This is a genomic window from Mesorhizobium maamorense (assembly GCF_044998965.1).
Classification (GTDB): domain Bacteria; phylum Pseudomonadota; class Alphaproteobacteria; order Rhizobiales; family Rhizobiaceae; genus Mesorhizobium.
Genome location: NZ_CP173356.1, coordinates 2170875 through 2196320, shown reverse-complemented (window position 1 = coordinate 2196320; position 25446 = coordinate 2170875). Strand labels below are relative to the sequence as shown.

At 63.7% G+C, this 25446-nt stretch carries 24 protein-coding genes; 12 read left to right on the top strand and 12 right to left on the bottom strand.

Going from position 1 to position 25446, the window contains the following annotated elements; all coding sequences use genetic code 11:
• Positions 1-7 precede the first annotated feature (7 nt).
• Positions 8-400: a TetR/AcrR family transcriptional regulator C-terminal domain-containing protein gene (locus tag ACIU1A_RS11370; protein ID WP_404927899.1), complete on the top strand. Its 393-nt coding sequence runs from the start codon at positions 8-10 to the stop codon at positions 398-400.
• Positions 397-1644 carry a kynureninase gene (gene kynU, locus ACIU1A_RS11365; protein WP_404927318.1) on the top strand — a complete coding sequence of 416 codons (1248 nt, stop codon included), beginning with the start codon at positions 397-399 and terminating at the stop codon, positions 1642-1644. The genes ACIU1A_RS11370 and kynU overlap by 4 nt, the downstream gene beginning before the upstream one ends.
• A gap of 63 nt (positions 1645-1707) precedes the next feature.
• Here the strand turns inward: kynU and kynA are convergent, their stop codons facing one another.
• Both kynA and ACIU1A_RS11355 read right to left on the bottom strand, forming a co-directional pair.
• Positions 1708-2544 (bottom strand): tryptophan 2,3-dioxygenase, encoded by an 837-nt coding sequence (kynA, locus tag ACIU1A_RS11360; RefSeq protein WP_140729157.1) that lies wholly within the window; start codon positions 2542-2544, stop codon positions 1708-1710.
• Positions 2541-4166, bottom strand: coding sequence for an AMP-binding protein (locus tag ACIU1A_RS11355; protein WP_140515363.1), 1626 nt, complete (start codon positions 4164-4166; stop codon positions 2541-2543). The genes kynA and ACIU1A_RS11355 overlap by 4 nt, the downstream gene beginning before the upstream one ends.
• Positions 4167-4333: 167 nt before the next feature.
• Between ACIU1A_RS11355 and ACIU1A_RS11350 the strand changes: the two genes are divergently transcribed.
• Positions 4334-5173, top strand: a complete 840-nt coding sequence (locus ACIU1A_RS11350) for an alpha/beta hydrolase (protein WP_140525227.1) — start codon at positions 4334-4336, stop codon at positions 5171-5173.
• Positions 5174-5209: 36 nt separating this feature from the next.
• Here the strand turns inward: ACIU1A_RS11350 and glp are convergent, their stop codons facing one another.
• Genes glp through ACIU1A_RS11325 form a run of 5 tightly spaced genes read right to left on the bottom strand, consistent with a single transcriptional unit; the run spans position 5210 to position 10634 of the window.
• Positions 5210-6415, bottom strand: coding sequence for a gephyrin-like molybdotransferase Glp (gene glp / locus ACIU1A_RS11345; protein ID WP_140525226.1), 1206 nt, complete (start codon positions 6413-6415; stop codon positions 5210-5212).
• Complete coding sequence (gene moaC, locus ACIU1A_RS11340; protein WP_404927317.1) at positions 6415-6915, bottom strand: cyclic pyranopterin monophosphate synthase MoaC; 501 nt, start codon at positions 6913-6915, stop codon at positions 6415-6417. The genes glp and moaC overlap by 1 nt, the downstream gene beginning before the upstream one ends.
• Before the next feature lie 2 nt (positions 6916-6917).
• Complete coding sequence (gene trpC / locus ACIU1A_RS11335; RefSeq protein ID WP_404927316.1) at positions 6918-7730, bottom strand: indole-3-glycerol phosphate synthase TrpC; 813 nt, start codon at positions 7728-7730, stop codon at positions 6918-6920.
• 4 nt (positions 7731-7734) lie between these two features.
• Positions 7735-8745: an anthranilate phosphoribosyltransferase gene (gene trpD, locus ACIU1A_RS11330; protein ID WP_404927315.1), complete on the bottom strand. Its 1011-nt coding sequence runs from the start codon at positions 8743-8745 to the stop codon at positions 7735-7737.
• Positions 8742-10634 (bottom strand): SurA N-terminal domain-containing protein, encoded by a 1893-nt coding sequence (locus ACIU1A_RS11325; protein WP_404927314.1) that lies wholly within the window; start codon positions 10632-10634, stop codon positions 8742-8744. The genes trpD and ACIU1A_RS11325 overlap by 4 nt, the downstream gene beginning before the upstream one ends.
• A gap of 143 nt (positions 10635-10777) precedes the next feature.
• Here ACIU1A_RS11325 and tpiA point away from each other — a divergent pair, with 143 nt between their 5' ends.
• From tpiA to ACIU1A_RS11300, 5 genes are all read left to right on the top strand, one after another.
• Positions 10778-11545, top strand: coding sequence for a triose-phosphate isomerase (tpiA, locus tag ACIU1A_RS11320; RefSeq protein ID WP_404927313.1), 768 nt, complete (start codon positions 10778-10780; stop codon positions 11543-11545).
• 171 nt (positions 11546-11716) lie between these two features.
• Positions 11717-12181 carry a preprotein translocase subunit SecG gene (gene secG / locus ACIU1A_RS11315; protein ID WP_140515370.1) on the top strand — a complete coding sequence of 155 codons (465 nt, stop codon included), beginning with the start codon at positions 11717-11719 and terminating at the stop codon, positions 12179-12181.
• A gap of 330 nt (positions 12182-12511) precedes the next feature.
• Entirely contained in the window at positions 12512-13636 is a 1125-nt protein-coding gene (locus ACIU1A_RS11310) for a L,D-transpeptidase (RefSeq protein ID WP_404927312.1), read from the top strand.
• A gap of 220 nt (positions 13637-13856) precedes the next feature.
• On the top strand, positions 13857-15485 hold the full coding sequence (locus ACIU1A_RS11305) for a CTP synthase (protein ID WP_404927311.1): 1629 nt from the start codon (positions 13857-13859) through the stop codon (positions 15483-15485).
• 26 nt (positions 15486-15511) lie between these two features.
• On the top strand, positions 15512-16063 hold the full coding sequence (locus ACIU1A_RS11300; protein WP_140525221.1) for a DUF1697 domain-containing protein: 552 nt from the start codon (positions 15512-15514) through the stop codon (positions 16061-16063).
• Positions 16064-16116: 53 nt separating this feature from the next.
• On the opposite strand, the gene ACIU1A_RS11295 is transcribed toward ACIU1A_RS11300, so the two are convergent.
• Positions 16117-17574 (bottom strand): NCS1 family nucleobase:cation symporter-1, encoded by a 1458-nt coding sequence (locus ACIU1A_RS11295; protein ID WP_140498646.1) that lies wholly within the window; start codon positions 17572-17574, stop codon positions 16117-16119.
• A 328-nt stretch (positions 17575-17902) separates the two neighbouring features.
• On the opposite strand from ACIU1A_RS11295, the gene ACIU1A_RS11290 reads away from it, so the two are divergent.
• A complete protein-coding gene (locus tag ACIU1A_RS11290) occupies positions 17903-18205 on the top strand; it encodes a DUF982 domain-containing protein (protein WP_140498645.1) in 303 nt (100 codons plus the stop codon).
• A gap of 450 nt (positions 18206-18655) precedes the next feature.
• Here the strand turns inward: ACIU1A_RS11290 and ACIU1A_RS11285 are convergent, their stop codons facing one another.
• Complete coding sequence (locus tag ACIU1A_RS11285) at positions 18656-19810, bottom strand: ISNCY family transposase (protein WP_404926836.1); 1155 nt, start codon at positions 19808-19810, stop codon at positions 18656-18658.
• A 205-nt stretch (positions 19811-20015) separates the two neighbouring features.
• On the opposite strand from ACIU1A_RS11285, the gene dusA reads away from it, so the two are divergent.
• Positions 20016-21014 (top strand): tRNA dihydrouridine(20/20a) synthase DusA, encoded by a 999-nt coding sequence (dusA, locus tag ACIU1A_RS11280; RefSeq protein ID WP_404927310.1) that lies wholly within the window; start codon positions 20016-20018, stop codon positions 21012-21014.
• Positions 21015-21031: 17 nt separating this feature from the next.
• On the opposite strand, the gene ACIU1A_RS11275 is transcribed toward dusA, so the two are convergent.
• A complete protein-coding gene (locus tag ACIU1A_RS11275; RefSeq protein ID WP_404927309.1) occupies positions 21032-21736 on the bottom strand; it encodes a TIGR02281 family clan AA aspartic protease in 705 nt (234 codons plus the stop codon).
• Between the two features lie 13 nt (positions 21737-21749).
• Complete coding sequence (locus ACIU1A_RS11270; protein WP_140515375.1) at positions 21750-21983, bottom strand: DUF1289 domain-containing protein; 234 nt, start codon at positions 21981-21983, stop codon at positions 21750-21752.
• A gap of 161 nt (positions 21984-22144) precedes the next feature.
• Between ACIU1A_RS11270 and ACIU1A_RS11265 the strand changes: the two genes are divergently transcribed.
• Positions 22145-23143: a nicotinate-nucleotide--dimethylbenzimidazole phosphoribosyltransferase gene (locus tag ACIU1A_RS11265; protein ID WP_140686442.1), complete on the top strand. Its 999-nt coding sequence runs from the start codon at positions 22145-22147 to the stop codon at positions 23141-23143.
• A 37-nt stretch (positions 23144-23180) separates the two neighbouring features.
• Here ACIU1A_RS11265 and ACIU1A_RS11260 read toward each other — a convergent pair whose 3' ends face one another.
• Positions 23181-24701 (bottom strand): HAMP domain-containing sensor histidine kinase, encoded by a 1521-nt coding sequence (locus ACIU1A_RS11260; RefSeq protein ID WP_140498641.1) that lies wholly within the window; start codon positions 24699-24701, stop codon positions 23181-23183.
• 73 nt (positions 24702-24774) lie between these two features.
• On the opposite strand from ACIU1A_RS11260, the gene ACIU1A_RS11255 reads away from it, so the two are divergent.
• Positions 24775-25398: a thermonuclease family protein gene (locus tag ACIU1A_RS11255; RefSeq protein WP_404927308.1), complete on the top strand. Its 624-nt coding sequence runs from the start codon at positions 24775-24777 to the stop codon at positions 25396-25398.
• Positions 25399-25446 lie beyond the last annotated feature (48 nt).

The window sequence follows — 25446 nt, the reverse complement described above, 5'->3', positions numbered from 1 at the left end:
GACCCTCGTGACGGGCGACAAGGCGGTGGCGCTCAATCGCGCCGCGGCCGGCGACGTCAACGATACAGGCACGCTTGGCCAATCGATCGCGCAATTCGGCCGCAATACCATAATGCCGCTTGTTGGCGACCTGCTTCGAACCGCAAGTCGGGCCGGCCTGATCGCCTGTGACGATCCTGCCGAAGCCGCCGACATCTACATCAGTCTTTTGATCGGCGATCTCCAGGTTCGCCGGATCGTTGGGGTGCTCGAGGAACTGCCTCGGGCGGAAATCGAGCAAAGATCGAACCGGGCGTTCACCCTGTTCTTGCGCCTCTATGCGGCCAGCCCTTGCCCGGGCGGCAAAACAGCCGGCCCGTTTCCAGGGCGCTCTTCTCACCGAGGAACATCGCGACCATGAGCAAAATTCCCGATCTCGCAGCGATCGAGGCAATGGACACCGCGGATCCGCTGCGTGCCATGCGTGACCGCTTCACCTTGCCCCAGGGGGTGATCTATCTCGACGGCAATTCGCTGGGCGCCGCTTCGCCCGCCGTGTTCGGCGAGCTGCAGAAGGCCGCCACGCAGGAGTGGGCGCAGGATCTCATCCGCGCCTGGAACACCGCCGGCTGGTTCGACATGCCGGTCGAACTCGGCGACCAACTCGGGCGCCTGATCGAGGCCGCCGCCGGCCAGACGGTGGTCTGCGATACCACCTCGATCAACATCTACAAGGTGCTGCATGCGGCACTCGGGATGCGGCCGGACAGGTCAGTCATCGTCGCCGAGGGGGACAGCTTTCCGACCGATCTCTATATGGCCGAAGGCGTTGCCTCGACGCGGCCGGGCACGGTGCTGCGGCTCGAGGGTGTCGATGCACCGACCATAGAAGAACTGATCGACGAGAGGGTCGCGGTCATCCTGATCAACCACGTCAACTACAAATCCGGGCAGCTGCGCGACATGGCCGCGCTGACGCGCAGGGCACATGATGCCGGCGCGCTGATCGTCTGGGATCTCTGCCATACCGCCGGCGCCTTGCCGGTCGAGCTCGACCGTTTGAACGCCGATTTCGCCGTCGGCTGCACCTACAAATATCTCAATGGCGGCCCAGGTGCCCCGGCCTTCATCTACGCGGCCGAGCGCCACCATGGCGATGTCCGCCAGCCGCTCAGCGGCTGGTGGGGCCATGTGCGGCCTTTCGCCTTCGAACAGGGTTTTGCTGCCGACACAGGCATCCGCCGGTTTCTCTGCGGCACGCAGCCTGTGCTGTCGATGCGCGCGCTCAAAGGGGCGCTCGATGTCTGGAACGACGTCGACATGGGAGAGGTGCGCAGGAAGAGCATCGCATTGACCGATCTGTTCATCCAGCTCGTCGAGGCAAAATGCGGCGCCTACGGCCTCGAACTCGAAAGCCCGCGCGACGGCAATGAGCGCGGCAGCCAGGTTTCGTTCCTCCACCCGCATGGCTATCAGGTGATGCGGGCCTTGATCGAGCGCGGCGTGATCGGCGATTTCCGCGCGCCATCCACGATTCGCTTCGGCTTCACGCCGCTTTATGTCGGCTATGTCGATGTCTGGCAGGCGGTCGAGGTGCTGGAAGACATTTTGCGCACGGACGCCTGGCAGGAGGCGCGTTTCGCCGTCAAGGCGGCGGTGACTTAAGAGCCTCTCGCTCAGAAAAGCGCAGCGGTTTCGGGATAACGATATGCAGTCGGCAAAGCTACGTCAGAGCCGGGTGCGGACCTTCCACAGCTCCGGGAACAACTCCACCTCCAGCATCTTCTTCAGGTAGGACGCGCCCGATGTGCCGCCGGTGCCGCGCTTCATGCCGATGATGCGCTCGACCGTGGTGACGTGGTTGAAGCGCCAACGGCGGAAATAATCCTCGAAGTCGACCAGCTTCTCGGCGAGTTCGTAGAACATCCAGTAGCGCTGCGGGTCGCGGTAGATGGTCTGCCAGGCGACAAGGACCTCTTCGTTCTCGGTCCGCGTTTCGCGCCAGTCCGTACGCCTTGCGTCGGCGCCGATGTCGAAGCCGTTGCGGGCGAGCAGCAGCAGCGTCTCGTCGTAGAGCGACGGTTGCGCCAGAATCGCCTCCAGTTTCTCGCTGAGGTCCGGCCGGTGCTTGTGCGGTCCGAGCATTGCGAGATTGCGGTTGCCGGCCACGAACTCGATGGCACGGTACTGCCAGGACTGGAAGCCCGAGGACTGGCCGAGCGCATCGCGAAACTCGGTGTATTCACTGGGCGTCATGGTGCGCAGCACGTCCCAGGCATTGTTGAGCTGCTCGAAGATGCGGGCGACACGCGAAAGCATCTTGAAGCTCGGTTCGAGACGGTCTGCGCGGATGGAGCGGATTGCTGCGCCGATTTCGTGCAGCGCGAGCTTCATCCAGAGCTCCGAGGTCTGGTGCTGGATGATGAACAGCATCTCGTCATGGGCTGACGAAAGCGGCTCCTGCGCCTCGAGCACCTTTTCCAGATGCAGATAGTCGCTGTAGGACATGCGCTCCTTGAACGACATTTCCGCGCCCTCGGCGGACGGGTCGTAGGGCTTGCTCAATTGATCTTCTCCGCGCGCAGCCGGAAGCGCTGGATCTTGCCGGTCTGCGTCTTGGGCAAAGCGGCGATGAATTTTACCGAGCGCGGATATTTGTAGGGCGCGATCGTGGCCTTGACGTGATCCTGCAGACGCTTGACGGTCATTGCGTCTGGCGCCACGCCTTGCACGAGCACCACATGAGCCTCGACGATCTGGCCGCGCTCGGCATCCTCGGCGCCGACCACCGCGCATTCGGCGACATCGGCATGCGCCAGCAGCGCCGCTTCGACCTCTGGGCCGGCGATGTTGTAGCCGGCACTGACGATCATGTCGTCGGAGCGCGCTGCGAAGTGGAAAAAACCGTCCTCGTCCTGCCAGAACGTGTCGCCGGTGAGGTTCCACCCGTCGCGGACATAGTCGCTCTGCCTGGCATCGGCCATGTAGCGGCAGCCGGTCGGTCCCCGCACCGCGAGCCTGCCCGCGGTGCCGCGCGGCACTTCGCGCATTTCGTCGTCGACGACGCGCGCCTGATAGCCGCCAACGGCCTTGCCGGTGGAGGCAGGCTTCATGTCATCGAAGCGGTTGGAGATGAAAATATGCAGCATTTCCGTGGCGCCGATGCCGTCAAGGATCGGCTTTCCGGTTTTCTCAGTCCATTCCTCGAAGACCGGCGCGGGCAAGGTCTCGCCGGCCGAAACGGCGACGCGCAGCGACGATAAATCGGCCCCTTCGTCCATGGCCTTGAGCATTGCGCGATAGGCGGTGGGCGCGGTGAAGGAGATCGTCGCTTTGTAGGTTTCGATGATGTGGACCATGTTGGGCGGCGTTGCCTGTTCCAGCAGCGTCGCCGCGGCGCCGAAACGCAGCGGGAAGATGGCGAGCCCGCCAAGGCCAAAGGTGAAGGCCAGGGGCGGCGAGCCGACGAAGATGTCGTCAGGCGTCACCTGCAGGATCTCGCGGGCGTAGGCGTCGGCGATGATCAGGAGGTCGCGGTGAAAATGCATCGTCGCCTTCGGCACGCCTGTCGTGCCTGAGGTGAAGCCGAGCAGGGCGACGTCGTCACGCCCGGTCTGCACCGCGGTAAACGTCACGGGCTTGTCGAGGGCGGCGCGATCGAGTTCGGCGTCGTGGTTGGCGGTGCCGTCGAAGCCGATGACCTGCTTGAGGAACGCGCTGTCCTTGGCGCAGGCGGTCATCTCGTCCATCAGCCTGGTGTCGCACAGCGCTGTGGTGATTTCGGCCTTGTCGACGATCTTGGCGAGTTCGCCGGCGCGCAGCATCGGCATCGTGTTGACCACGACGGCGCCGACCTTGGTGGCGGCCAGCCAGCAGGCCACCATTGCGGGGTTGTTGGCCGAGCGGATCAGCACCCGGTTGCCTGGCTTGACGCCGTAATTCTCGACCAGCGCATGCGCCAGCCTGTTCGTCCAGTCGGATAATTCCTTGTAGGTGCGGCGGCGGCCGTTGCCGATCAGCGCGGTGTGGTCGCCCAACCCTTTCTCGACCAGCCTGTCGGTCAGTTCGACGCCGGCATTGAGCCGTTCGGGATAGTCGAAGCCGTCGAGCAGGAAGTCCGGCCATTGATCCGGCGGCGGCAGGTTATCGCGCGTGAACGTGTCGATATGCGCTGATGGCCCAAGCATTTTCGGCTGCCCCTGTCTGCCTCACGCCCATCGCTGAACAAGGCACAGGATCGCACCAGTCGAAATTTGTTTCAAGCCTAAAATGTTTTGCCCCCGGAGCATTGACGTTGCCGCTGTCGATCGCCATTGCTATCGGCTGAAACGATGCCGTCCGGGGGAGGGTGCCGATGCTCGAACATCGCATTGCCGATTGGGACAATGCCTACGCCAACGGCGCCAACATCGCCGGCAGCGATCGCTGGCCAGCTGCATGGGTCGAACCGGCGCAGGCATTTCGCGATGCGCTTGCTGCAAAGGGCAGGGCTCAGCTCGACATCGCCTATGGCGACAGGCCGCGCAACCGGCTCGATCTCTTCCTTCCCGCCGGGGCACCCAAGGGGCTCGTCGTGTTCATCCATGGCGGCTACTGGCTGGAGTCCGACAAGGATAGCTGGTCGCATCTCGCCAGGGGCTCGGTTGACAGCGGCTTTGCCGTGGCGATGCCGTCCTATACGCTCTGCCCCGCCATACGCATCGCCGGCATCTCCCACGAGATCGGCGCGGCGATCGGCAAGGCGGCGGCGATGGTCGGGGGACCGCTTATGCTGACCGGGCATTCGGCCGGCGGCCATCTCGCCAGCCGCATGGCGACGACATCAACGCCCCTGGCGGCCGGCGTGGCAAGGCGCGTACGCCACGTCGTTTCGATTTCGGGCCTGCATGACCTGCGTCCGCTTATGCGCACCGGCATGAACGCGGCGCTGAAAATCGATGAAGCCGAGGCGCTGACGGAAAGCCCGGCGCTGCTGCGGCCCATGGATGGCGCTCGCGTCACGTGCTGGGCCGGAGGCGGCGAGCGGTCCGAGTTCTTGCGCCAGAACGCCTTGCTGGCCAATATCTGGACAGGGCTTGGTGCCATCACGAGCGCGGTGGTCGAGCCGGACCGACATCATTACGACATTGTCGAAGGCCTGGCCGATCCGGCGCATCCGCTGACACGAGTTTTGCTAGCGGAGTCAACAATCTGATTTGTCGCTAGAATCAGCTGGTTATACGGTGAATATTCACCTCAACATGAGAACGCTGCAAGCGTCTCCCACAGCCGCGGCGGACGCAAACGGCTCGCGCACGATCAGTCCGTTGGCGTCGGCCAGCATCCTCAGCATCGAGGAATCCTGGATGCTGAAAGGGGTTGCAACCAGCATGCCGGCCTCTTGCCTGACCACCGCCCGCACATAGTCCTGGCGCAGATCATTGGCCTGCATGGCGGCGCCCAGCCTTGCCTGACGAATATCTTGCCGGAAATCGCGGCCGCCGAGGCGTGCCAGGAGCGGTTTCAGGAACAGTTGCGAGCAGACGAGGCTCGCCACCGGATTGCCGGGCAGGCCGATGCACCTGATGTCGCCGAGGCGGCCGAACATCAGCGGCTTGCCGGGACGCATGGCGATCTTCCAGAAACCGAGCGTCATGCCTTCGCCGGTCAGCACGTCATGGATCAGATCGTGGTCGCCGACCGAGGCGCCGCCAAGCGTGACGATGACATCAGCGCCGGCCGCGACCGCTTTCCTGACCAGCGCCGCGATGGCTTCCTCGCGATCAGCGGCAATGCCGAGATCAAGCGCATGCGCGCCGACCGATTGCGCGGCGGCGGCGACGCCATAGGCGTTTGACGAAATGATCTGGTCGGGGCCGAGTTCGCTGCCGGGCGGCAGCAGCTCGTCGCCGGTGGCGATGATGGCAACCAGCGGCCGCTTTACGACGCCCACCCGGGGATGGTTGGCCGAGGCGACAAGCGACAGTGCTGCCGGATCGAGCACGCGGCCTTTTTCCAGCAGAATGTCGCCCTCGGAGAAATCGAGCCCGAAGCGGCGGATGTTGCGCCCCTCGGCCGTCGGTTCGACCACCTCGATGCTGCCGCCGCCGAGGTCACGAACGTTTTCCTGGATGACGATGGTGTCTGCGCCTTGCGGCAGCGGAGCACCGGTGAAGATGCGCACGGCCTGCGCCTTGCCGACGGCGCCGTCAAAGCCGCGCCCGGCCGCCGCCACGCCCATCACCGAAAGCCGGGACGGCACGGACGCGACATCGACAGCACGGACCGCGTATCCGTCCATGGCAGAGGCGTTGAAGGGCGGTTGGGTGCGCAACGCCACCACCGGTTCCGCGAGAACGCGATCCACGGCCTCGAGGAGCGAAACGCTTTCGCTCGCAAGCGGCGCAGCACCCTCCAGCAGGCGTTCGAGCGCTGCTGCGACCGGAAGCAGCGCCATCAGGCGACCGCCCCATCTTCGCCAGCGGCTTTGTAGTCGCCCGACTTGCCGCCGGTCTTTTCGACCAACCGGATGCCGGTGATGATCATGGCACGGTCGACCGCCTTGGCCATGTCGTAAATGGTCAGGCAGGCAACCGAAGCCGCGGTGAGCGCTTCCATCTCGACGCCGGTCTTGCCGGTGACGCGCGCCAGCGCAATGATCTTCAGTCCGGGCAGGGCAGGATCGGGCTCAATGTCGACGGAGACCTTGGTCAAGAGCAGCGGATGGCAGAGCGGGATCAACTCATGCGTCTTCTTCGCTGCCATGATGCCGGCTATGCGCGCGGTGCCCAGCACATCGCCTTTCTTGGCATTGCCGGCCAGGATCATCTTCAGCGTCTCGGGCCGCATCGAGACGAAACCCTCGGCGACAGCGGTGCGCGTCGTTTCGTCCTTGCCGCCGACATCGACCATGTTGGCCTGGCCCTGCGCGCCGAGATGGGTGAGGGCGGCCGTCATCGTCAGACAGCCTCGGCCGCTGCCTTGCCGGTGAGCAGCGCGCGCGTTGCCGCGGTCACATCCTGCTGGCGCATCAAACTTTCGCCGACCAGGAAGGTGCCGATGTCGCTCTTTTGCAATCTGAGGCAGTCGTCATGAGAGAAGATGCCGCTTTCGCTGACCAGCAAGTAACCTTGCGGCACCATCGCCCGCAGTCGTTCCGAGGTTTCGAGACGGGTCTCGAATGTCCGCAGATTACGGTTGTTGATGCCGATTAATTGCGACGACAGCTTCAGTGCGCGCTCCGTCTCAGCCTCGTCGTGGACCTCGATCAGCGCATCCATGCCGAGTTCGAATGCCGTCGCTTCAAGCTCGCTCGCCAAATGGTCATCGACGCTGGCCATGATGATCAGGATGGCGTCCGCCCCCCAGGCGCGAGCTTCATGGACCTGATAAGGATCGAACAGAAAATCCTTGCGCAGCGCGGGCAGGGTGACGGCGGCTCTTGCCTTGGTGAGAAATTCCGGCGCGCCCTGGAAGGACGGTGCGTCGGTCAGCACCGAAAGACAGGCGGCGCCGCCTTTTGCATAGGCCCGTGCGAGCGCTGGCGGATCGAAGTCGGCGCGGATCAAGCCCTTGGACGGGCTTGCCTTCTTGATCTCGGCGATCAGAGCGAAGCCGCCGGATCTGCGCTTCGCCTCAAGTGCCGTGAGAAAGCCGCGCGGCGCGTCCGCATCTTTTGCCCGCGCCTTGATCTCGGCCAGCGGCACGCGCGCCTTGGCCGTCGCGATCTCGTCGCGCTTGTAGGCCTCGATCTTGCGCAGGATGTCCGACATCTGTCTAACCGTTCGAAATCTCGACCAGCCGGTCGAGCACCTGCAGCGCCCGGCCGCTGTCGATGGCTTGCACTGCCGTCGCCATGCCGTCGGCGAGCGTCGTCGCCTTGCCCGCCACCACCAAGCCGCCGCCGGCGTTCATCAGCACGGTGTCGCGAAAAGCGCCCACGGTGCCACCCAGCATAGCGCGCAACGCCTCGGCGTTGTAGGCAGCGTCGCCGCCGCGCAGTTCTTCCTTGGTGTGACGGGTCAGGCCAACCGCTTCGGGCGTCAAGGTGAAGGTGCGGATCTCGCCGCCGATCAGTTCGGCGACATGCGTTTCGCCCGTGGTGGTGATCTCGTCGTAGCCGTCACCATGAACGACCCAGGCATGCTCGGTGCCCAGCGCCTTCAGCGTCTGGGCCACCGGTATAATCCATTCCGGCATGAATACGCCGACCATCTGCCGGCGCACGTCGGCCGGGTTGGAGAGCGGACCGAGCAAGTTGAAGATGGTCCTGGTGCCGAGCTCCACGCGGGTCGGGCCGACATGCTTCATCGCCGGGTGATGTGCCGGCGCGAACATGAAGCCGACACCAGCCTCGTGGATGCAGCGGCCGATGGCCTGCGGCGTGAGGTCGATCTTGACGCCGAGCGCGGTCAGGACGTCGGCCGCACCGGTCAGCGAAGACAACCCGCGATTGCCATGCTTGGCGACCGGAACCCCGCTGGCGGCGATGACGAAAGCGGATGCCGTCGAGATGTTGACGGAGTGCGAATTGTCGCCGCCGGTGCCAACGATGTCGATGGCGCCGACAGGTGCGTCGACGCGAAGCATCTTGGCGCGCATGGTGGCGACGGCGCCCGAAATCTCGTCCACCGTCTCGCCGCGCACACGCAACGCCATCAGGAAGCCGCCGATCTGGCCGGGCGTAGCATCGCCCGACATGATGATGTCGAAGGCCTCGCGCGCCTCGTCGAAGGACAGGGCGGTGCCGGTCGCGACCTTGGCGATATGGGTTTTCAGCGCGCTCATCTTGTCGAGGCTTGGGCAACGGCAGCCTGGTCGACGCGGACGCCGTACTGCGTCTGCAACTGCGCCACCAACTGGTCGAGCAGATCGTCCGACATGCCGGAGGTGAAGGACTTGCGCGCGTCCTCGGGCACCGAACTGGCATCGGCCCCGGCGGGTTCGAACACCTCGGCGACCTTGAACAGGATTTGCGCGTCGCTGGTGGGAGAGGGGATCAGGCCGGTGCCGCCTTCGCCGACGCCGAACATCACCGCTGCACCTTCCTTGCCGAAATCGGCGTCGTCGGCTTCGCGCTTCAGGCCACGCTTGGTCTGCTTTTCCAGCTTGAGCTCGCCGGCAATGACGTCGAGCGTTGCGCCGGCCTTGAGCCGCTTTTCCAGCTCCTGCGCCTTGGCGGTCAGCCGCTTGGCCGTCTCGGCCGCGGTCCAGTCGGCAACGACCTTCTGGCGAACTTCGTCCAGCGTGCGGTCGCGGGCCGGCGTGATCGAAGCCACTTCATAGAAAATGAAGCCGTTATCGGCCGTGGTCAGCGCCTCGTTTTCAGTATTCGGTTCGGCATCGAAGGCAGCCTTGATCAGGGCCGGCGATTCCGGCAGATCCTTGACGATGGAGCCATCGGGCCGCAGGCCACTGCGATCGATCGCGTCGACAGTGACGACCTTCAGCTTCAGCTTGGCGGCGGCGTCGGCCAGCGAACTGCCGGCGGCGCGACTGTCCTCGTAATTATCATGCACGTCCAGAAGGATGCGGTTTGCCTCGCCCAGCGCCAGGTCCTTGCGGATCTGGTCCGACACTTCGGCCAGCGGCTTCACGACTTCGGGCTTGATCTCGGTGACGCGCAGCAGCACGGGACCAAAGGCACCCTGCACGACAGGGCTGACCTCATTGACGTTGAGCGCAAAAGCAGCGTCGGCGACCGCCTTGTCGGCGATCTTGTCCTTGGCGAGCGTTCCGAGCAGCGTGTCGGCCGGGGTCTTGCCTTCCGCAATGACGAGCTTGTCGAAGGTTGCGCCGGACTTCAACGAATCGAGCGCGGCCTTGGCCTCGTCCGGCGTCTTGAACACAAGCTGCTCTATGGTGCGCATCTCGGGAGTGGTGTAGCGCGCCTTGTTCTTGTTGTAGTCGTCGCTGACCTGGGCGTCGGTCACCGAGCTCGTATCCATGATGTCCTGCGGCTCGAGCCTGACATAGGAAAACTTGCGGTATTCGGGCGCGGCATAGGTCTTCTTGTTGGCCTCGAAATAGGCCTGCAGCGCGCTGTCGCTCGGCGCCTCGATGGGTTCGACCAGCGCCTTCGGCAAGGTCAGATAGTCGACCGTACGATCCTCGCCACGGTACAGGGCCACCGCCTTGAAGAAGGTGTCAGGCGCCTTGAGGCCGTCCGAAACCGCCTCGACGATCTGCTGGCGCACCGCGACCTGGGCACGATTCTTCAAATAATCCTCCGGGCGCATGCCGACCTCACGCAGCCTGTATTCGAAGGCTCTCCGGTCGAACTGTCCGCCGGGGCCCTTGAACGCCGGATCCTCGCGGGTGAGTTCGGCCAGCCGGTCCTTGGACAGGCCAAGGCCGAGCTTGCGAGCCTGTTCGTCGAGGACCGCGCCCGAAACAAGCTGCGCCAACACCTGGTTGTCGACGCCGAGCGCCTTTGCCTGTTCGTGGGTGAGGCGCTGACCGAACTGCTGCGACATGACGGCGAGCTGGCGGTCATAGGCGAGGCGGTATTCGTTGATCGACACCTTGGTGCCGCCAGCCGTGATGACGGAATCGTGGCCGGCAAGGCCACCCATCAGCCGTCCCGATACGCCCCAGACCGCAAAACTGACCACCAGCAGCGAAAGCAGTAGCTTCGCGACCCAGGTGCCCGCCGCGCTTCTCAATATACCAAGCATCGTTACTTCCGATTTATGCGCATTTTCGGATGCGCCGAGTCTGAAACAAGCGCAATAGCGCCCTTCCGGTCCACTGTCGATTGCTTTGTGGCTTGATTTTGGTAGTGAGAACGCCAGCCGAATGTCACCCGGAGAAGTAAACGATGACGCCAGGAATTCGCCCGCTCGTCGCAGGCAACTGGAAAATGAACGGTACCAGCGCCTCGCTCAACGAACTCAGGATGATCGGCAACGGTTTCATGAGCGGGCTCGACGCAGACACCGAGGCGCTGGTCTGCGTTCCCGCGACCTTGCTCGCCCATGCCGCCGAGATTCTGTCGCGTACGCCGGTTCATGCCGGCGGTGAGGATTGCCACGCCAAGGAGAGCGGCGCCTACACCGGGTGCATCTCCGCGGAGATGCTGAAGGATGCGGGCGCGACCCACGTCATCGTCGGCCACTCCGAATGCCGCGAACAGCGCGGCGAGGATGATGCGACAGTTCAGGCCAAGGCCTCCGCAGCCTGGCGCGCCGGGCTTGTAGCCATTGTCTGCATCGGCGAGACGCGGCAGGAGCGCGAAGCGGGGGCGACGCTGGACGTGTTGTCACGCCAGGTTGCCGGTTCGGTGCCGGCAAGCGCTACCGCGTCCAACACGATCGTTGCCTATGAGCCGGTGTGGGCGATCGGCACCGGCCTGACCCCGACCGTCGCCGATGTAGCCGAGGCGCATGCGCATATTCGCGAAAAACTGTCGGAGAAGCTCGGCGCCGCCGCGAGCAAGATGCGCATTCTCTATGGCGGTTCGGTCAAACCGTCCAATGCAGTGGAACTGCTTGGGGTCAGGAATGTCGACGGCGCGCTGGTTGGCGGCGCCAGCCTGAAAGCGGCCGACTTCCTAGGCATCGCGGACGCCTATCGCAGCATCTCTTGATGACTTCGCGCGGCGCCGAACCTGCCGCGGCGCACGGGAAATCGTTGTAAAGGACGCCTTGCTTCCCATATTCCGGCCACGGGCTTGGAAATGCCGTGAAAGCATTGTATTGAGCCGCCTCCAATTCCCCGGTCGTGTCCGCGGCCGGGCAGGGCATTGCCAGGATAAATTATGCAAACCGTACTGATCGTCATCCATCTCATGGTCGTTCTGGCCCTTGTCGGCGTTGTGCTGCTGCAGCGCTCCGAAGGCGGCGGCCTTGGCATTGGTGGCGGATCCGGCTTCATGACGGCGCGCGGCGCCGCCAATGCGCTGACCCGGGCGACGGCGATTCTGGCGGCCGCTTTCTTCGTGACGTCGCTGACCTTGTCGATCATTGCCCGCTACGGCGAGAAGCCGATCGACATTCTCGACCGCGTTCCCGCAACATCGGACGGCGCCGGCAAGGGCGTACTCAACCAATTGCCTGGCACGACCACCCCGACGCCGCCTTCCGGCAACGCGGCGCCGACGCCGCCTTCCGGCAACGGAGCCGCGACAACGCCTCCGGCCACGCCGCCCGCCGCCGGCTCGACGTCGCCGGCGACCAACGGCGCCAGCACCGCGCCCGCGGCCCCGCAGGTGCCGAACCAGTAATCCGGGTTCGTTCAAGGGCTATCTGACAGGGAGCGCCGGCGTGCGAACGCCGGCATTCTGCGTCGTTACAACCGAACTGCGCTCGGTTCCGGCTCTCGCTGCCGGGCCCTCGGCCCGCTCTGATCTCTTACACTCAGCCGATCTGTTGTCGTTTGACCACAGTCGCGGCAAATGCGGCGGCATCACGAAGATCTGACGGGAAGTGCAGCGGCCTCGCGCTTGAGGCGCCCGCGCTTATTCGACTATAGATTGCGCGCGGCATTTTCGGTGTCCTTGGGGGACGCCGGGCGACGCCGTGGGCAACAAATATTGAACGATCGGATCTTCGCCATGCAGCTTCGCAGCTTCATCTTCCTGGGACTTTGCGCCGCACTCGGCATGAGCTCCCCGGCTTTCGCCGGCGTGCCAGCCAATTTGGCCGCCAATCAGTCGGTCGGCAAGACCGACGCCATCAACGTCGCAGCCAAGAGCGATGCGGCGCAGTTGAGGCTTCTCAAGAAGAAGAAAAATCCGACACCGGACGATCTCGCCCAGATCAAAAAGATCGAGGCCAAGATCGTTGCCGACAAGGAAGCCGCCAAGGCCAAGGCGCTGGAAGCCAGGAAGATGGCGATGCGTGAAGCGGCGAAAGCGAAGGCCGAGGCGGAACGGCAGGCGTTCCTGGCCAAGAAAGGCAAGACTGCCCCGGCGACCGAAGTGGCCGCGGCCAAGCCGGCCAAGAATGTCACGAAGATCATCGAGCCGTTGACGCCGATCGAGCCGATTCCTTCGGCCGAACCGGAATCGGCCGAGGTGATGAACGTTGCGCTGACCGGCAATAATGGCGAATTGCGCAGCGAGCTGCCTGGCCAGAAGCAGCGCACCGGCGGCGGCCTGTTCGCCGGACTGTTTGGCGGCCAGATAGCATCGTCCTCGATCAACTATCTGCCTGAGACCCGTGCGCTGGATTCGGCGCTCGCCAGGAAAAACGCCAAGAAGCCGTTCAAGGTAAAGCCGGAGTTCGTGCCACAGGACGTGGAATTCACCGGTTACGAGGCCGGCACGATCGTCATCGATACCAGTGCCCGCCGGCTCTATCTGGTGGAATCATCGTCCACCGCCCGCCGCTACGCCATCGCGGTCGGCCGCGAAGGATTGCAGTTCAAGGGCACCGTGGCGGTCGGCGACAAGCAGGAGTGGCCACGCTGGATCCCGACGCTGGACATGCAGAAGCGCGAGCCCAAGCATTATGCCCAGTACAAGGACGGCATGCCCGGCGGCGGCCAGAATCCCCTCGGCGCCCGCGCCATCTACCTCTATGACGGCAAGAAGGACACGCATCTGCGCATCCACGGCACCATCGCGCCACAGTCGATCGGAACCAGCGCTTCCAATGGCTGTTTCCGCATGATGAACGAGCACGTCATGGACCTCTACAGCCGCGTCAAGGTCGGCACCAAGGTCGTCATCATCTGACGTTTGCAGCAGCTTGCCAAAAGGGCCGGTTCAGCCGGCCCTTTTGTTTTGCCTCGCTCTCGGTCGCGTTCCAGTGGAACGGGCCAGCCCGTTCGACATGGGCCTATCCGAAAACCGGATCCCATTTTCGGATCACGGTTCGAGCGCCTTCTTGGGAAAAAGCCTTAGCGGCGGTTTTTTCTCTGGCGGAATCAATCCGGCCGCGTTAAGCGATGACCCCATGGCGCGATATGTATTCATCACAGGCGGCGTGGTTTCCTCACTTGGAAAAGGCATTGCCGCAGCGGCCCTCGGGGCTCTCTTGCAGGCGCGGGGCTATCGCGCACGCATAAAAAAACTCGATCCCTACCTCAATGTCGATCCAGGCACGATGTCGCCGTATCAGCATGGCGAGGTGTTCGTCACAGATGACGGCGCGGAGACCGATCTCGATCTTGGCCATTACGAGCGGTTCACCGGCCGTTCCGCCAACCAGCAGGACAACATCACCACCGGCCGCATCTACAAGAACATCATCGAGCGCGAGCGGCGCGGCGACTACCTCGGCGCCACCGTGCAGGTCATCCCGCACGTCACCGACGAGATCAAGAATTTCGTCCTCGACGGCAATGACGACTATGATTTCGTGCTGTGCGAAATCGGCGGCACCGTGGGCGACATCGAGGCGATGCCTTTCCTGGAGGCGATCCGCCAGCTCGGCAACGACCTGCCGCGCAACAACGCCGTCTATGTGCATCTGACGCTGATGCCCTATATCCCGACCGCGGGCGAATTGAAGACCAAGCCGACCCAGCATTCGGTCAAGGAGCTGCGCGGTATCGGCATCGCGCCCGACATCCTGCTCGTCCGCGCCGACCGGGCCATTCCCAAGGAAGAGCGTAGAAAACTGTCGCTGTTCTGCAATGTCAGGGAAAGCGCGGTCATCCAGGCGCTCGACGTGCCGCACATCTACGACGTGCCGATGGCTTACCACAAGGAAGGGCTCGATCTGGAAGTGCTGGCCGCGTTCGGCATCGACCCCGCGCCGAAGCCGCGCATGGAGCCGTGGCAGGCCGTGTCCAACCGCATCCACAATCCGGAAGGCGAGGTGACCATCGCCATCGTCGGCAAATATACCGGCCTCAAGGACGCCTACAAATCGCTGATCGAGGCGCTGTCGCATGGCGGTCTGGCCAACCACGTCAAGGTCAAGCTCGACTGGATCGAATCGGAAATCTTTGAGAAGGAGGATCCGACGCCCTGGCTGGAAAAGGTGCATGGCATCCTTGTGCCCGGCGGTTTCGGCGAGCGCGGCTCGGAAGGCAAGATCCTGGCGGCGAAGTTCGCGCGTGAGCGCAAGGTGCCGTATTTCGGCATCTGCTTCGGCATGCAGATGGCCTGTATCGAGGCGGCGCGGTCCCTGGCCGGAGTCGATGAGGCCTCCTCGACCGAGTTCGGCCCGACCCAGGAGCCGGTCGTCGGCCTGATGACGGAGTGGCTGAAGGGCAACATGCTGGAGAAGCGCCGGGCAACCGGCGATCTCGGCGGCACGATGCGGCTCGGCGCCTATCAGGCCGAGCTCGCCAAGGGTTCCAAGATCGCCGACATTTATGGCGATACTCAGATTTCCGAGCGTCACCGCCACCGCTACGAGGTCAATATCGACTATAAGCAGCGGCTGGAGGATTGCGGCCTGGTGTTTGCCGGCATGTCGCCCGACGGCGTGCTGCCCGAAACGGTCGAATACCCCGACCATCCCTGGTTCATCGGCGTGCAATACCACCCCGAGCTGAAGAGCCGGCCGCTCGACCCGCATCCGCTGTTCGCCAGCTTCATCGAGGCGGCGGTCGAACAATCGCGCCTGGTATAGGCGCGCCAGGCGGGGTTCGGCAACCGATGCAGACCTATGTCGCCCTTCTCTACAGCATCGTCCTGGGAGAAGGGCGCCGGGTCGTGATGTCCGACCTGAGGGCGATGGCGGAAGGCCTCGGGCTGAAGAATGTCCGTACGCTCGTGGCGACGGGCAATCTTGTCTTCGAGGCGCCGGCGACGGACGTCGCCGGTCTCGAGCAGCGTCTGGAGGCCGCCTTCAAAAAAGCTTTCGGCCGACATGTCGATATCATCGTGCGCGCTGCCGAAGATTGGCTGAGGCTCGCGGCCGGCAATCCGTTTCCGGCTGAATCCGCCGAGACCGGTGACCAGGTGGCGGTCCGGATAATGCGCAAGCCCGTGCCCGATGATGCGGCGGCGGCGCTCGAGACCTATGCCGCCGCCGATGAGAAGGTGATGTCACGCGGCGGCGACATCTGGGTCGTCTTTTCGCGGGAACGACCGAGTTCACGGCTGCTCGCGGCCGCCAATCACAAACGCCTGGGCGTCGGTACGTCGCGCAACTGGAACACGGTGCGCCGGTTGGCCGAGATGGTAGGAGTAGGCAGTAGGCAGTAGGCAGTAGGGGGAAGCCGTCTGCTTTCCCTACCTTTCCTGCCTACTGCCCCATTTCAGGCCTTCGCCGTCTTGGCGCCGGCACCCACGGCGGCGGTGCGCAGCACGTAGTAGATGATGCCGGCAATCCCGACGCCGAAGAACCAGCCATAGACGCCCCACCAGGATGGCAGCCAGTTGGTGAAGTTCGGCAGGATCGAGGAGAAGACGGCGCCAATGCCGGCAGCGATGAAGGCATTGACATGCCAGCCGCCCTGGAAGCGGAACTCGCCGTCCTCGCGATAAAGCGCTTCGACGTCGACCTCGCCCTTCCGGATCAGGTAGTAATCGACCATCATGACGCCGAAGATCGGCCCCATCGTCGCGCCGATGATGTTGACGAAGGACGCAGCGCTGCCTTCCCAAGGCGCGAAGGGATAGAGCACGAGCGCGATCAGTGCCGCGATGTAGCCGCCCTTCTTGAAGTCGATCTGGCGCGGGAAGACGTTAGAGAAGTCGAAGGCCGGCGAGACGAAGTTGGCCACGACATTGATGCCGAGCGTCGCCACCGCGAAGGTCAAGGCGGCGAGCGCGGCCAGGAACCAGCTGCCGAATTTCGCCGATATCTGGTCGGGGTGCAGCAGCACCTCGTGATAAACGTCGTAAGCGGCAATGGTGGTGACGCCAGCGACCAGCGAGAACAGGATGAGATTGATCGGCAGGCCCCAGATATTGCCCTTGCGCAGCGATGCCTTGTCCGGTGCATAGCGGGCGAAATCGCAGAAGTTGAGATAGAGGGCCGAAAAATAGGTCACCCAGATCGCGGCGACGGCGAACAGCGACGTCCACGATCCCGGCGTACCTGGCACGCCCGCATCCTTGGTCTTTTCGAGCAGCACCTCCATCGGAATGTCACTGGTGAAGGCGAAGGTCCCGGCTTTGACACAGAGATAGACGGCCAGGATCAGCATCATCACCCACACGGCTGGCCCGGCCCAATCCTGGAAGCGGCGCACCGTCTCCATGCCGTTCTGGATAATCAGCAGCTGCAGCGCCCAGATGACCACGAAGCAGATTACTTCCAGCCCGGAGTGGCCGAGGAAATGGGTGTTGGCGTTGAAATCGGCGAACCATTGCGAGCGGATCAGCAGCGCGACAATGGCGCCGGAAGCGGCCGCCGTCTGTGCGCCGTACCAGAAGCAGGCGACGATGGCGCGCACCAGCGCCGGTATGTTGGCGCCCCATATGCCGAACGAGGCGCGGGCGAGCACTGGGTAAGGCACGCCGGTCTTCACGCCGGCATAACCGACCATGTTCATCAGCGCGTAGATGACGAGCGAGCCGATGCCGATGGCGATGATGAAGTTGACGAAACCGCCGCAGAACAGGAAAAGGCTGGCGGCGAGATAGTAACCCCAGAGGCTGTGCACGTCCGACGTCCAGACGTTGAAGATCGAGAATGGTCCCCAGTTTCGTATCTTGGCCGGTGCGAGATCTTCGTTATATAGATCCGGCGATGCGCCTTGTATCGTCATTGCAATTGTCCCCTTCTTGCAGCACGCGCCCTCACGCGTTGACCGTCAAGGTTACGCCTGACGCGAGGGAAGGGGCAATCGGCTGATTTGCCGGCTTTGGCCTTAAAGATATTCAATGGGGATCGCCATTGTCGCGCGGCATGATGCTTGCCCTCTGATCGGCGAGTCGGGTTCGTGGCGCTTTCAAGCGCCGGCGCGACGACATCGGAGCCGCGGCGGGCAAACCTGCCCTTTTTTTGCCAAGCGTACGTTTTTTATGGAACCAAGTGGATGATGGCGCGTTTGATGGGGTTCGGTCGAACACGTCGCGACCGAGCGGGAGGATATGATGGACTATTTGCATTTTTTTTCGCCCGTGCGGATTTCACGCGGGCAGGGACACCCTATCGAGGAAATCGACAGTGTTGCCGAGGCCATGATGTTTTTGCGTAAATGGCCGACCGGGCGACGTGGCCCTGTCTATCAATGCGCGCTGAACTGCTGCGCGGCCGCCCTGTCGGGGCAGATGTCGGCTGAAGAAGCCAGGAAGGCGTTCACCGGCTTCGCCCGGATCACGCGGCTTCTGGATGACGACATGGCCTTGTCGGTGGGCAGCGAGCCAGCTGGGCGCGTGTACGCGCTGCGGCGGTAACGTTCTGAACCGGCTGTAGTCGAAAATCGGCGCCGACCCCCGGCGCCGATCGACTGTTTGTCCGTTTGCCATGGCGTCGGCGAACGCCTAATGCGGCGCGGCCCAGGATGGCCACCATCTGCTTGTGGTCGGCAACTTCGGAAAGCAGCCAATCCTGGAAAGGCGGTCCCCCGTCTTGTTCGCCGCAGTTGAAAGACTATCGACCAGGTCGCAAAACGGCGTGCCGCTCTCCTGCGGTGTAGCAAGGGGGTGCAAGCTTCCGATTTCTTGGAGCGATTTCGCCCAGCACTCGAAAAAACGAGAAGACAGCACTTCAGGCCATAGGATTTGGCAGGCGCAGAAGGACCGCCTTCAGACTTACTGCTCGAGCGAGGGGCTGTCGGTAGCTAATCAAGTTGTCCGGTTTGGTAGCACATGATCTGTCCGCTTCTGTTTTGGCGTCGAAGCGGTTCACGCGGCTTGCCTGATGGGGCAAGTGTCTTCGATTGCGGCGCCGTCAGAGCTGTAGCGAGCGATGCGGCGCGGCCCGTGAAAGATCGCCAGGGTTCCATCCGGGTAGTGCCTGACCTTGACGGTGGCTTTGACGAAGTGATGCCGGATCGGGCTCTGCGGCAGCTGCAATCGCAGCCGCGCGAAGGCGACCGTGTTGTCGCGGGCAACGACGCGCTCCTCCTCGATGCACAGGATCTGGGCCAGTTGTTGCGGGTCTGCGGCGACAAAGGCGCTGTCCTCGACCGCGGCCGGCCTGGCGAAGCGGGCATTGTGAGCTGGTAGGTAGGTCTGTGCGATGAACCGGTTGGCGGCCTCGATGTCGGCAATTCCGGCCAGCGCCAGCTCCCTCGGCAGCCGATCCTGCAAGGTGGAGAACATCCGCTCCGAGCGGCCTCGCGCTTCAGGGGAATAGGCTGGAATATGTTCGATACCCAGCCGCTCGAGCGCCCGGCCGACCTGGGTCAGCCGGCTTTTGTCGACCGCCTCGCCGGCCTTCAGCGTCACGAAATAGTGGCTGCCGCGATCGCTGTAGAGGCTCGATGGCAATCCCTTGGCGACGAATGTCTCCAGAAGGCCCTGAAAGCTCGACGCCGTGCCTTCCTCCTCGATCAGGAAGGCCGAATAGATCGTGCTCGTCGCATCGTCCATCGTCACGATCAGGTCCAGCATCGGCTCACCCGCCAGCCATCGATGACGGCTGCCATCCTGATGCAGCATCATCCCCTCGCAAGGCTTCCTCTCCCGCTTGCGCCGGTGAGCACCGCGCCGCTTGGCCCGTTCCACAAGGCCCGCCGCGTGGAGCTGCGTCTTGATGAAGGTGTAGACCCAGCTGAAATGGTGATCGCGCAGCAGGTGCTCGTGGAAATGCTTCACATTCCAGCCGAGGTAGCGATGACGGTAAAGCTCCAGCATCTCCTCAATCGCTTCCGCCGGCACCCGACGCGTCGAAAGCTTGCCCAAGCGCCGATCCAGCAACCCTGCTTCCCCAGCCTCTTCGTACCGGTCGCGGTAGCGTCGGAATTGCCGCTCCGACATGCCAAGCAACTCCCCTGCCTCCATCATCGAAAGATCGCCACCATTCCAGCGGCTCAATACGTCCCGAAACTTTTGCATTCTCCGTTCCTGTAGCCATGCCGTCCGCTTCATCCCCAGCCTCCATCCGCTGGCGATAAAACCGGACAACTCACGTGCTACCTAATCCGGACAACTCATGTGCTTACGACACTGCTCGAGCGAGGGGCTTGCCTACTTCGCATATGTCGCCGATATGAGGATTGGTGGCCATGCCGCCCGCATCAACCAACCAATTGACGCTAAAATGTCGAGATCCCAAGAGCATAAGGTGGCAATCGCCCCGATGATGGATTGGACGGACCGCCATTGCCGGTTCTTCCATCGCCAGCTGACGCGCCGTGCGTTGCTCTATACCGAGATGGTGGTGGCGGACGCGGTCATCCAGGGCGCGCGCGAGCGCCTGCTCGGTTTCGACGATGCGGAACATCCGGTCGCGCTGCAGCTCGGCGGCTCCGATCCGGGGAAGCTGGCCGAGGCGGCGCGCATTGGCGAGGCTTTCGGCTATGACGAGATCAACCTCAATGTCGGCTGCCCGTCGGACCGCGTCCAGTCCGGTACGTTCGGCGCCTGCCTGATGAAGGCGCCTGACCTCGTCGCCGACTGTGTCGCTGCGATGAAGGCGGCTGTGGCCATTCCCGTAACCGTCAAATGCCGCATCGGCGTCGACGAGCAGGATCCCGAGCCGGCGCTGGATGCACTTGCAGACGGCGTTTTTGCTGCCGGGGCCGACGCCCTTTGGGTGCATGCGCGCAAGGCATGGCTGGAGGGGCTGAGCCCCAAGGAAAACCGCGACATCCCGCCGCTCGACTATGGCCGCGTCTATCGGCTGAAGGCGAGAAAACCGGGCGGATTCATCGGCATCAATGGCGGTATTCAATCGCTTCAAGAGGCGCGGACGCATCTCCAGCACCTCGACGGCGCCATGCTCGGCCGCGCCGCCTATCATACTCCAGGCATTCTGACCGGCGTCGATTCGATGTTTTATGGAGAGCGGCCAGGTCTCTTCGATTTCGCCGCGCTGATCGACGTCATGGCCGGCTACGCCGCACGCCATGTCGAACAGGGCGGGCGGCTCGGTCATGTCACCCGCCATATGGTCGGGTTGTTCCATGGATTGCCCGGTGCGCGGCGCTACCGCCAGATCCTCTCCACGGATGCAACGCGCCCCGGCGCTGGGCCTCAGGTGCTGAAGACGGCGTTCGCCGCGGTCGACCTCAGCGGGGCGATCGACAAGGCCGCCTGAACCGCTTTTGCCGAACGTCAATCCCGGAGGGTCATCCGGTCGCCGCGCACATCGAAGCCGGACAGCGAACTGATGAAGTTCATGCCGAGCAGGCTCTGGCCAAGCATACCGGGTGCCGCGACCATCACCGGCATATTCTTGCGCACGATGCCGCCGATGGCCAGTTCCTTGGTTTTCACAGCCGCGGCGCGCGCCGTGCCGTTGGCGGTCGAGACCGGTATGGTGAAATCGAGAGCGGCGGGATTGATCCCGGCTGCCTGGGCGTCCTGCGACGTCAACACGGTGCTGGTCGCTCCTGTGTCGACCACCGTGCGCACTGGCGCGCCGTTGATCAGGATGCGCGCCTCGAAATGGCCATTGTCGGCCTTGTCGAGCGTCACGGTGGCATGGCCGTCCTCAATGCCCAGCGCCAGCGGGCTGCCGGGAACAAGGCCAGCGGTTACCCGGTTGGCGAAATCCTGCAATTCGTAGCGATATTGATAGCCGGCGATCAGCGCGAGCGCGATCGCCGCCCACGCGCCGAGATTGCGCGCCATGGCGCTGAGCGGGCGGCCCGACCTTAGAAGGCCGGCGCCGATGAGCGCGCCGAAGGCGCCCAGCCAGATCAACCGGCCGAAATCATCTTTTTCGACGCCGAGCGTATTGCCGGCGGAATCGTCGAACATCAGCAGCACCGCGCCGACGCCGATGACGAGCATCAGGATCCAGAACAGGCGGTTCATGTCGGCAATCCGTTCACGAGAGCGCGTCGCGTTCGCGCGCCATCCGGGTGCGGCGGGTTTCGCGGCGCGGCCGGCGCTCGACCGTCTCCAGCCTCGCCGGCAGTTGGGCCATGACGTCGCGGCGCGCCTGCGCCGTCATGTCGATCCAGGCGCCGATCTCGTCCCGGGTGCGGCCGCACCCAAAACAAAAACCGGTCTTCATATCGATCGAACAGACCAGAATGCATGGGGATTCGATGGCCGTCATGGATGTTTCCTTGGCTGACTTCCACATGGTGCAACGACATGGCCTTTGCAAGCCCTCGGGAATGCGTCGCCCGCGGCCGCTTTTACATCAAGAGCGGGAGGTTGTGCCGGCGCACGAGGGCGGCTATGCCGCTGCCCATCTGCAAGGACGAATTCCACAACATGACCAGAGCACAGCCTTTCGACGATTTCCGTAACCTGCTGGCCAATCTGCCGGCGGCCGACACGACAGCGGAGGCCCGTGTGCGAACGCTGTTCGCCAAGGCGGACAAGCCAAGGAACTCGCTTGGTCGCATCGAGGATATCGCTGCCTGGCTGGCAGCATGGAGTGGCCGTGCGCCGCCGGCAGTGACGCGGCCTCTGGTCGCGGTCTTTGCCGGCAACCATGGTGTTGTCAGGCACGGCGTCTCGCCGAGAGCCGTGGCGGCGACCGCCAACGCCGTCGAACTGTGTGCGGCCGGCGGTGCAGCGATCAACCAGGTCTGCGTCGCCAACGACCTCGGGCTGAAGGTTTTCGATCTCGCCTTGCATATTCCGACAGCCGACATCACGCAGGATGCCGCACTCGACGAGCGGGGTTGCGCCGCGACCATGGCCTTCGGCATGGAGGCGATCGCCGGCGGCGCCGACCTGCTTTGCCTCGGCGATCTGGGCGTCGGCAATTCCACCGTCGCCGCGGCCCTGTTCGCGGCCGTGTTGGGCGGCAAGGGCACCGATTGGGTCGGCCCGGGCTCTGGCGCCGATGCGGCGATGCAGGCGCGCAAGGCGGAGGTGGTCGATGCGGCGCTGGCTTTCCACGCCGGCCATCTCGATGAACCGTTGGAGGTGCTGCGGCGGCTCGGTGGCCGTGAGTTCGCGGCGATAGCCGGCGCCATCCTTGCGGCACGGATGCAAAAGATCCCCGTGCTGCTCGACGGAGTTGCGGCAACGGCAGCCGCAGCGGTCCTGCATGCCGCCAATCCTGCCGCGCTGGATCATTGCCTTCTCGCCGGCCTGTCGCCGGAGCCCGCGCATGCGCAGGCCGCCGAGCGCCTTGGCCTTCGCCCCTTGCTTGACCTCGGCGTCGGCCACGGCGAGGGAGTAGGCGCGGCACTTGCCGCCGGCCTAATCAAGGCAGCGGCACTGACCAGTTCGGGCATGGCCGCGGCCGTTCGCGGCTAGGCCGAGCATTCGTCGCTCATTCCACGCATGAGGCGCGTCAACGCCGACGCGCCGCGACCGCCGCGGTCGGCAGGGCCGGGAGTTCCTCCATTACCCGGCTCAGCGGGAAGATGGCAATCGCCTCTGTGCCTTCGCGCAGCTTGGAATGAAGTTGGAATTCGCCGCCATGCATGGCGAGCAGGCCCTGCACGATCGGCAGACCAAGTCCGGTGCCCTGTTCGGCGCTCTTGATGGCGATCGAACCCTGGCCGAAGGCCGAAAGCACTACCGGGATCTCGTCTTCCGGTATGCCGGGGCCGTTGTCCCTGACCGAGATGTATTGTCCGCCGCCGGCCGTCCAGCCGACGCGCACGCGGATTTCGCCGCCGGTAGCGGTGAACTTGATCGCGTTGGACAAGAGGTTGAGGGTGATCTGGCGCACCGCGCGCTCGTCGGCGAACAGGCGCGGCAAGGCATGTTCGAAATCCTGAATGACGCGGATATCCTTGTTGCGCGCCTTCAACTCCATCATGTGGCAGCAATCCTCGACAATGCCGAGCAGCATCACCGGCTCTTCATTGAGCTGGTACCGGCCGGCCTCGATGCGCGACAGGTCGAGGATCTCGTTGATGAGGTCGAGAAGATGCTGGCCGGATTCGTGCACGTCATGGGCATAGTCGCGATAAGTGGGATTGCTCATCGGCCCCAGCACTTCGTTCGACATCACTTCGGAAAAACCGAGAATTGCGTTGAGCGGCGTGCGCAATTCATGGCTCATCGAGGCAAGAAAGCGCGATTTGGCCAGATTGGCATCTTCCGCGCGCCGCCGCGCCTCGTCCGACATCGATTTCGCGGTCTCGACTTCGGCGATCAGTGCGTCCTTTTCGGAGCGGAACGACAAAAGCATCAGGGAGGAGCGGTTGAGGTTCCGCGCGATATAGGCAAAGAAAGGCAGCGAAAGAACGAGCAGTACGGCCATGATCGCCCCGACCGGCATCCACAGCCTTATTTCGGCGTAGGCGTAAAGCGTCACCGGAACAGCGAAAGTCGCCAGCAACGCCCCGCGCAGGGATGAGGCCATGATAGCGGTTCCGGCCATGGCAAGCAGCAGCACCACGGCCTTGACCACCTGAAACTGGTCGACCGCGCAGGCACCGCAGCCGAGCCAGACGAACCAGCCCCAGCCGAGGCCGCACAGGAAATGTGCGAACAGGAATTCTCTCTGGGTTTGCAACGGGTTAAGATCGGACGCTTCCACGCGTTCGACGCGGCGCGCCATGAAAGCCAACATCGTGTAGCAGGTCAGGGTGAACAGCGCCCAGAGAATGATCTCATTGCCGATGCCGGCCAGCCGGCCAAGCGCGGCGATCGCCAGGACGAGCAGCGGAATGGCAATGGCCCCGCTGGTCATCGCGCGCGCATGGAGTCTCAGCAGTTCGCGATCGAAATCCGGATTGCCGGCCTGTTGCGAAAGACGGTCGCGCGTCTTGCGCACCGCGCGCGCGACATCGCTGTTGCGATGGCGTTTCCTGCGGTCCACAATGAATTTGTCCGCTGTGTTCGAGCGTTGCAAAGGCATGAAGACTTCAATTATGCGGGCGGCATTTCAAGGTGTTAAGCTACGTTCGAATGATTAACCAACCGTTTGCCATATGAGCCGTTCCTGGTCGCAAGGACCGCGCCGGCGGTACGCTGCGCCGCGCCCGCGAAGCCCATGGCGCAAATTGCTGGACTACGGGCTGACCGTCATTATTCTGGGGTTGCTGATCGTGCTTGCTGCGCGCCTCGATCGCGTGGAGACGCGAAAGACACAGGGCGTCGCCATCATCAATGATGGCGACTCGATCACGCTCGGCGCCGAACGCATCCGCATGCGCGGCATCGACGCGCCGGAATACACCCAGACCTGCCGCAAGAACGGCGCCGACTATTCTTGTGGCGCGCTTGCGCGCCAGTCTCTGGTGCGCCTGATCGCCGGCAGGCCCGTCATCTGCAGCGGCTGGCAGCGCGATCGTTACGGCCGGCTGCTCGGCGATTGCAGGGCCGGGGACACCGATCTCAACCGCGCACAGGTCGAGGCAGGCTGGGCGGTCGCTTTCGGCGATTACGAGAGCGAGGAAGCGATCGCGCGCGCGGCAAAGGCCGGCATCTGGGCAGGTACGTTCGACCAGCCGCAGGATTGGCGCGACAGCCACCATGGCGAGTCCGTCGAGAGAAAACATGGCACGCTCGCCTCGATCGGCGATGCCGTGCGGGAGATTTTCCGCTTCTGGTAAGCCGGCGGAAGCTGAACCCTGCCATCACCGGCAAGAACTGGAGGATCG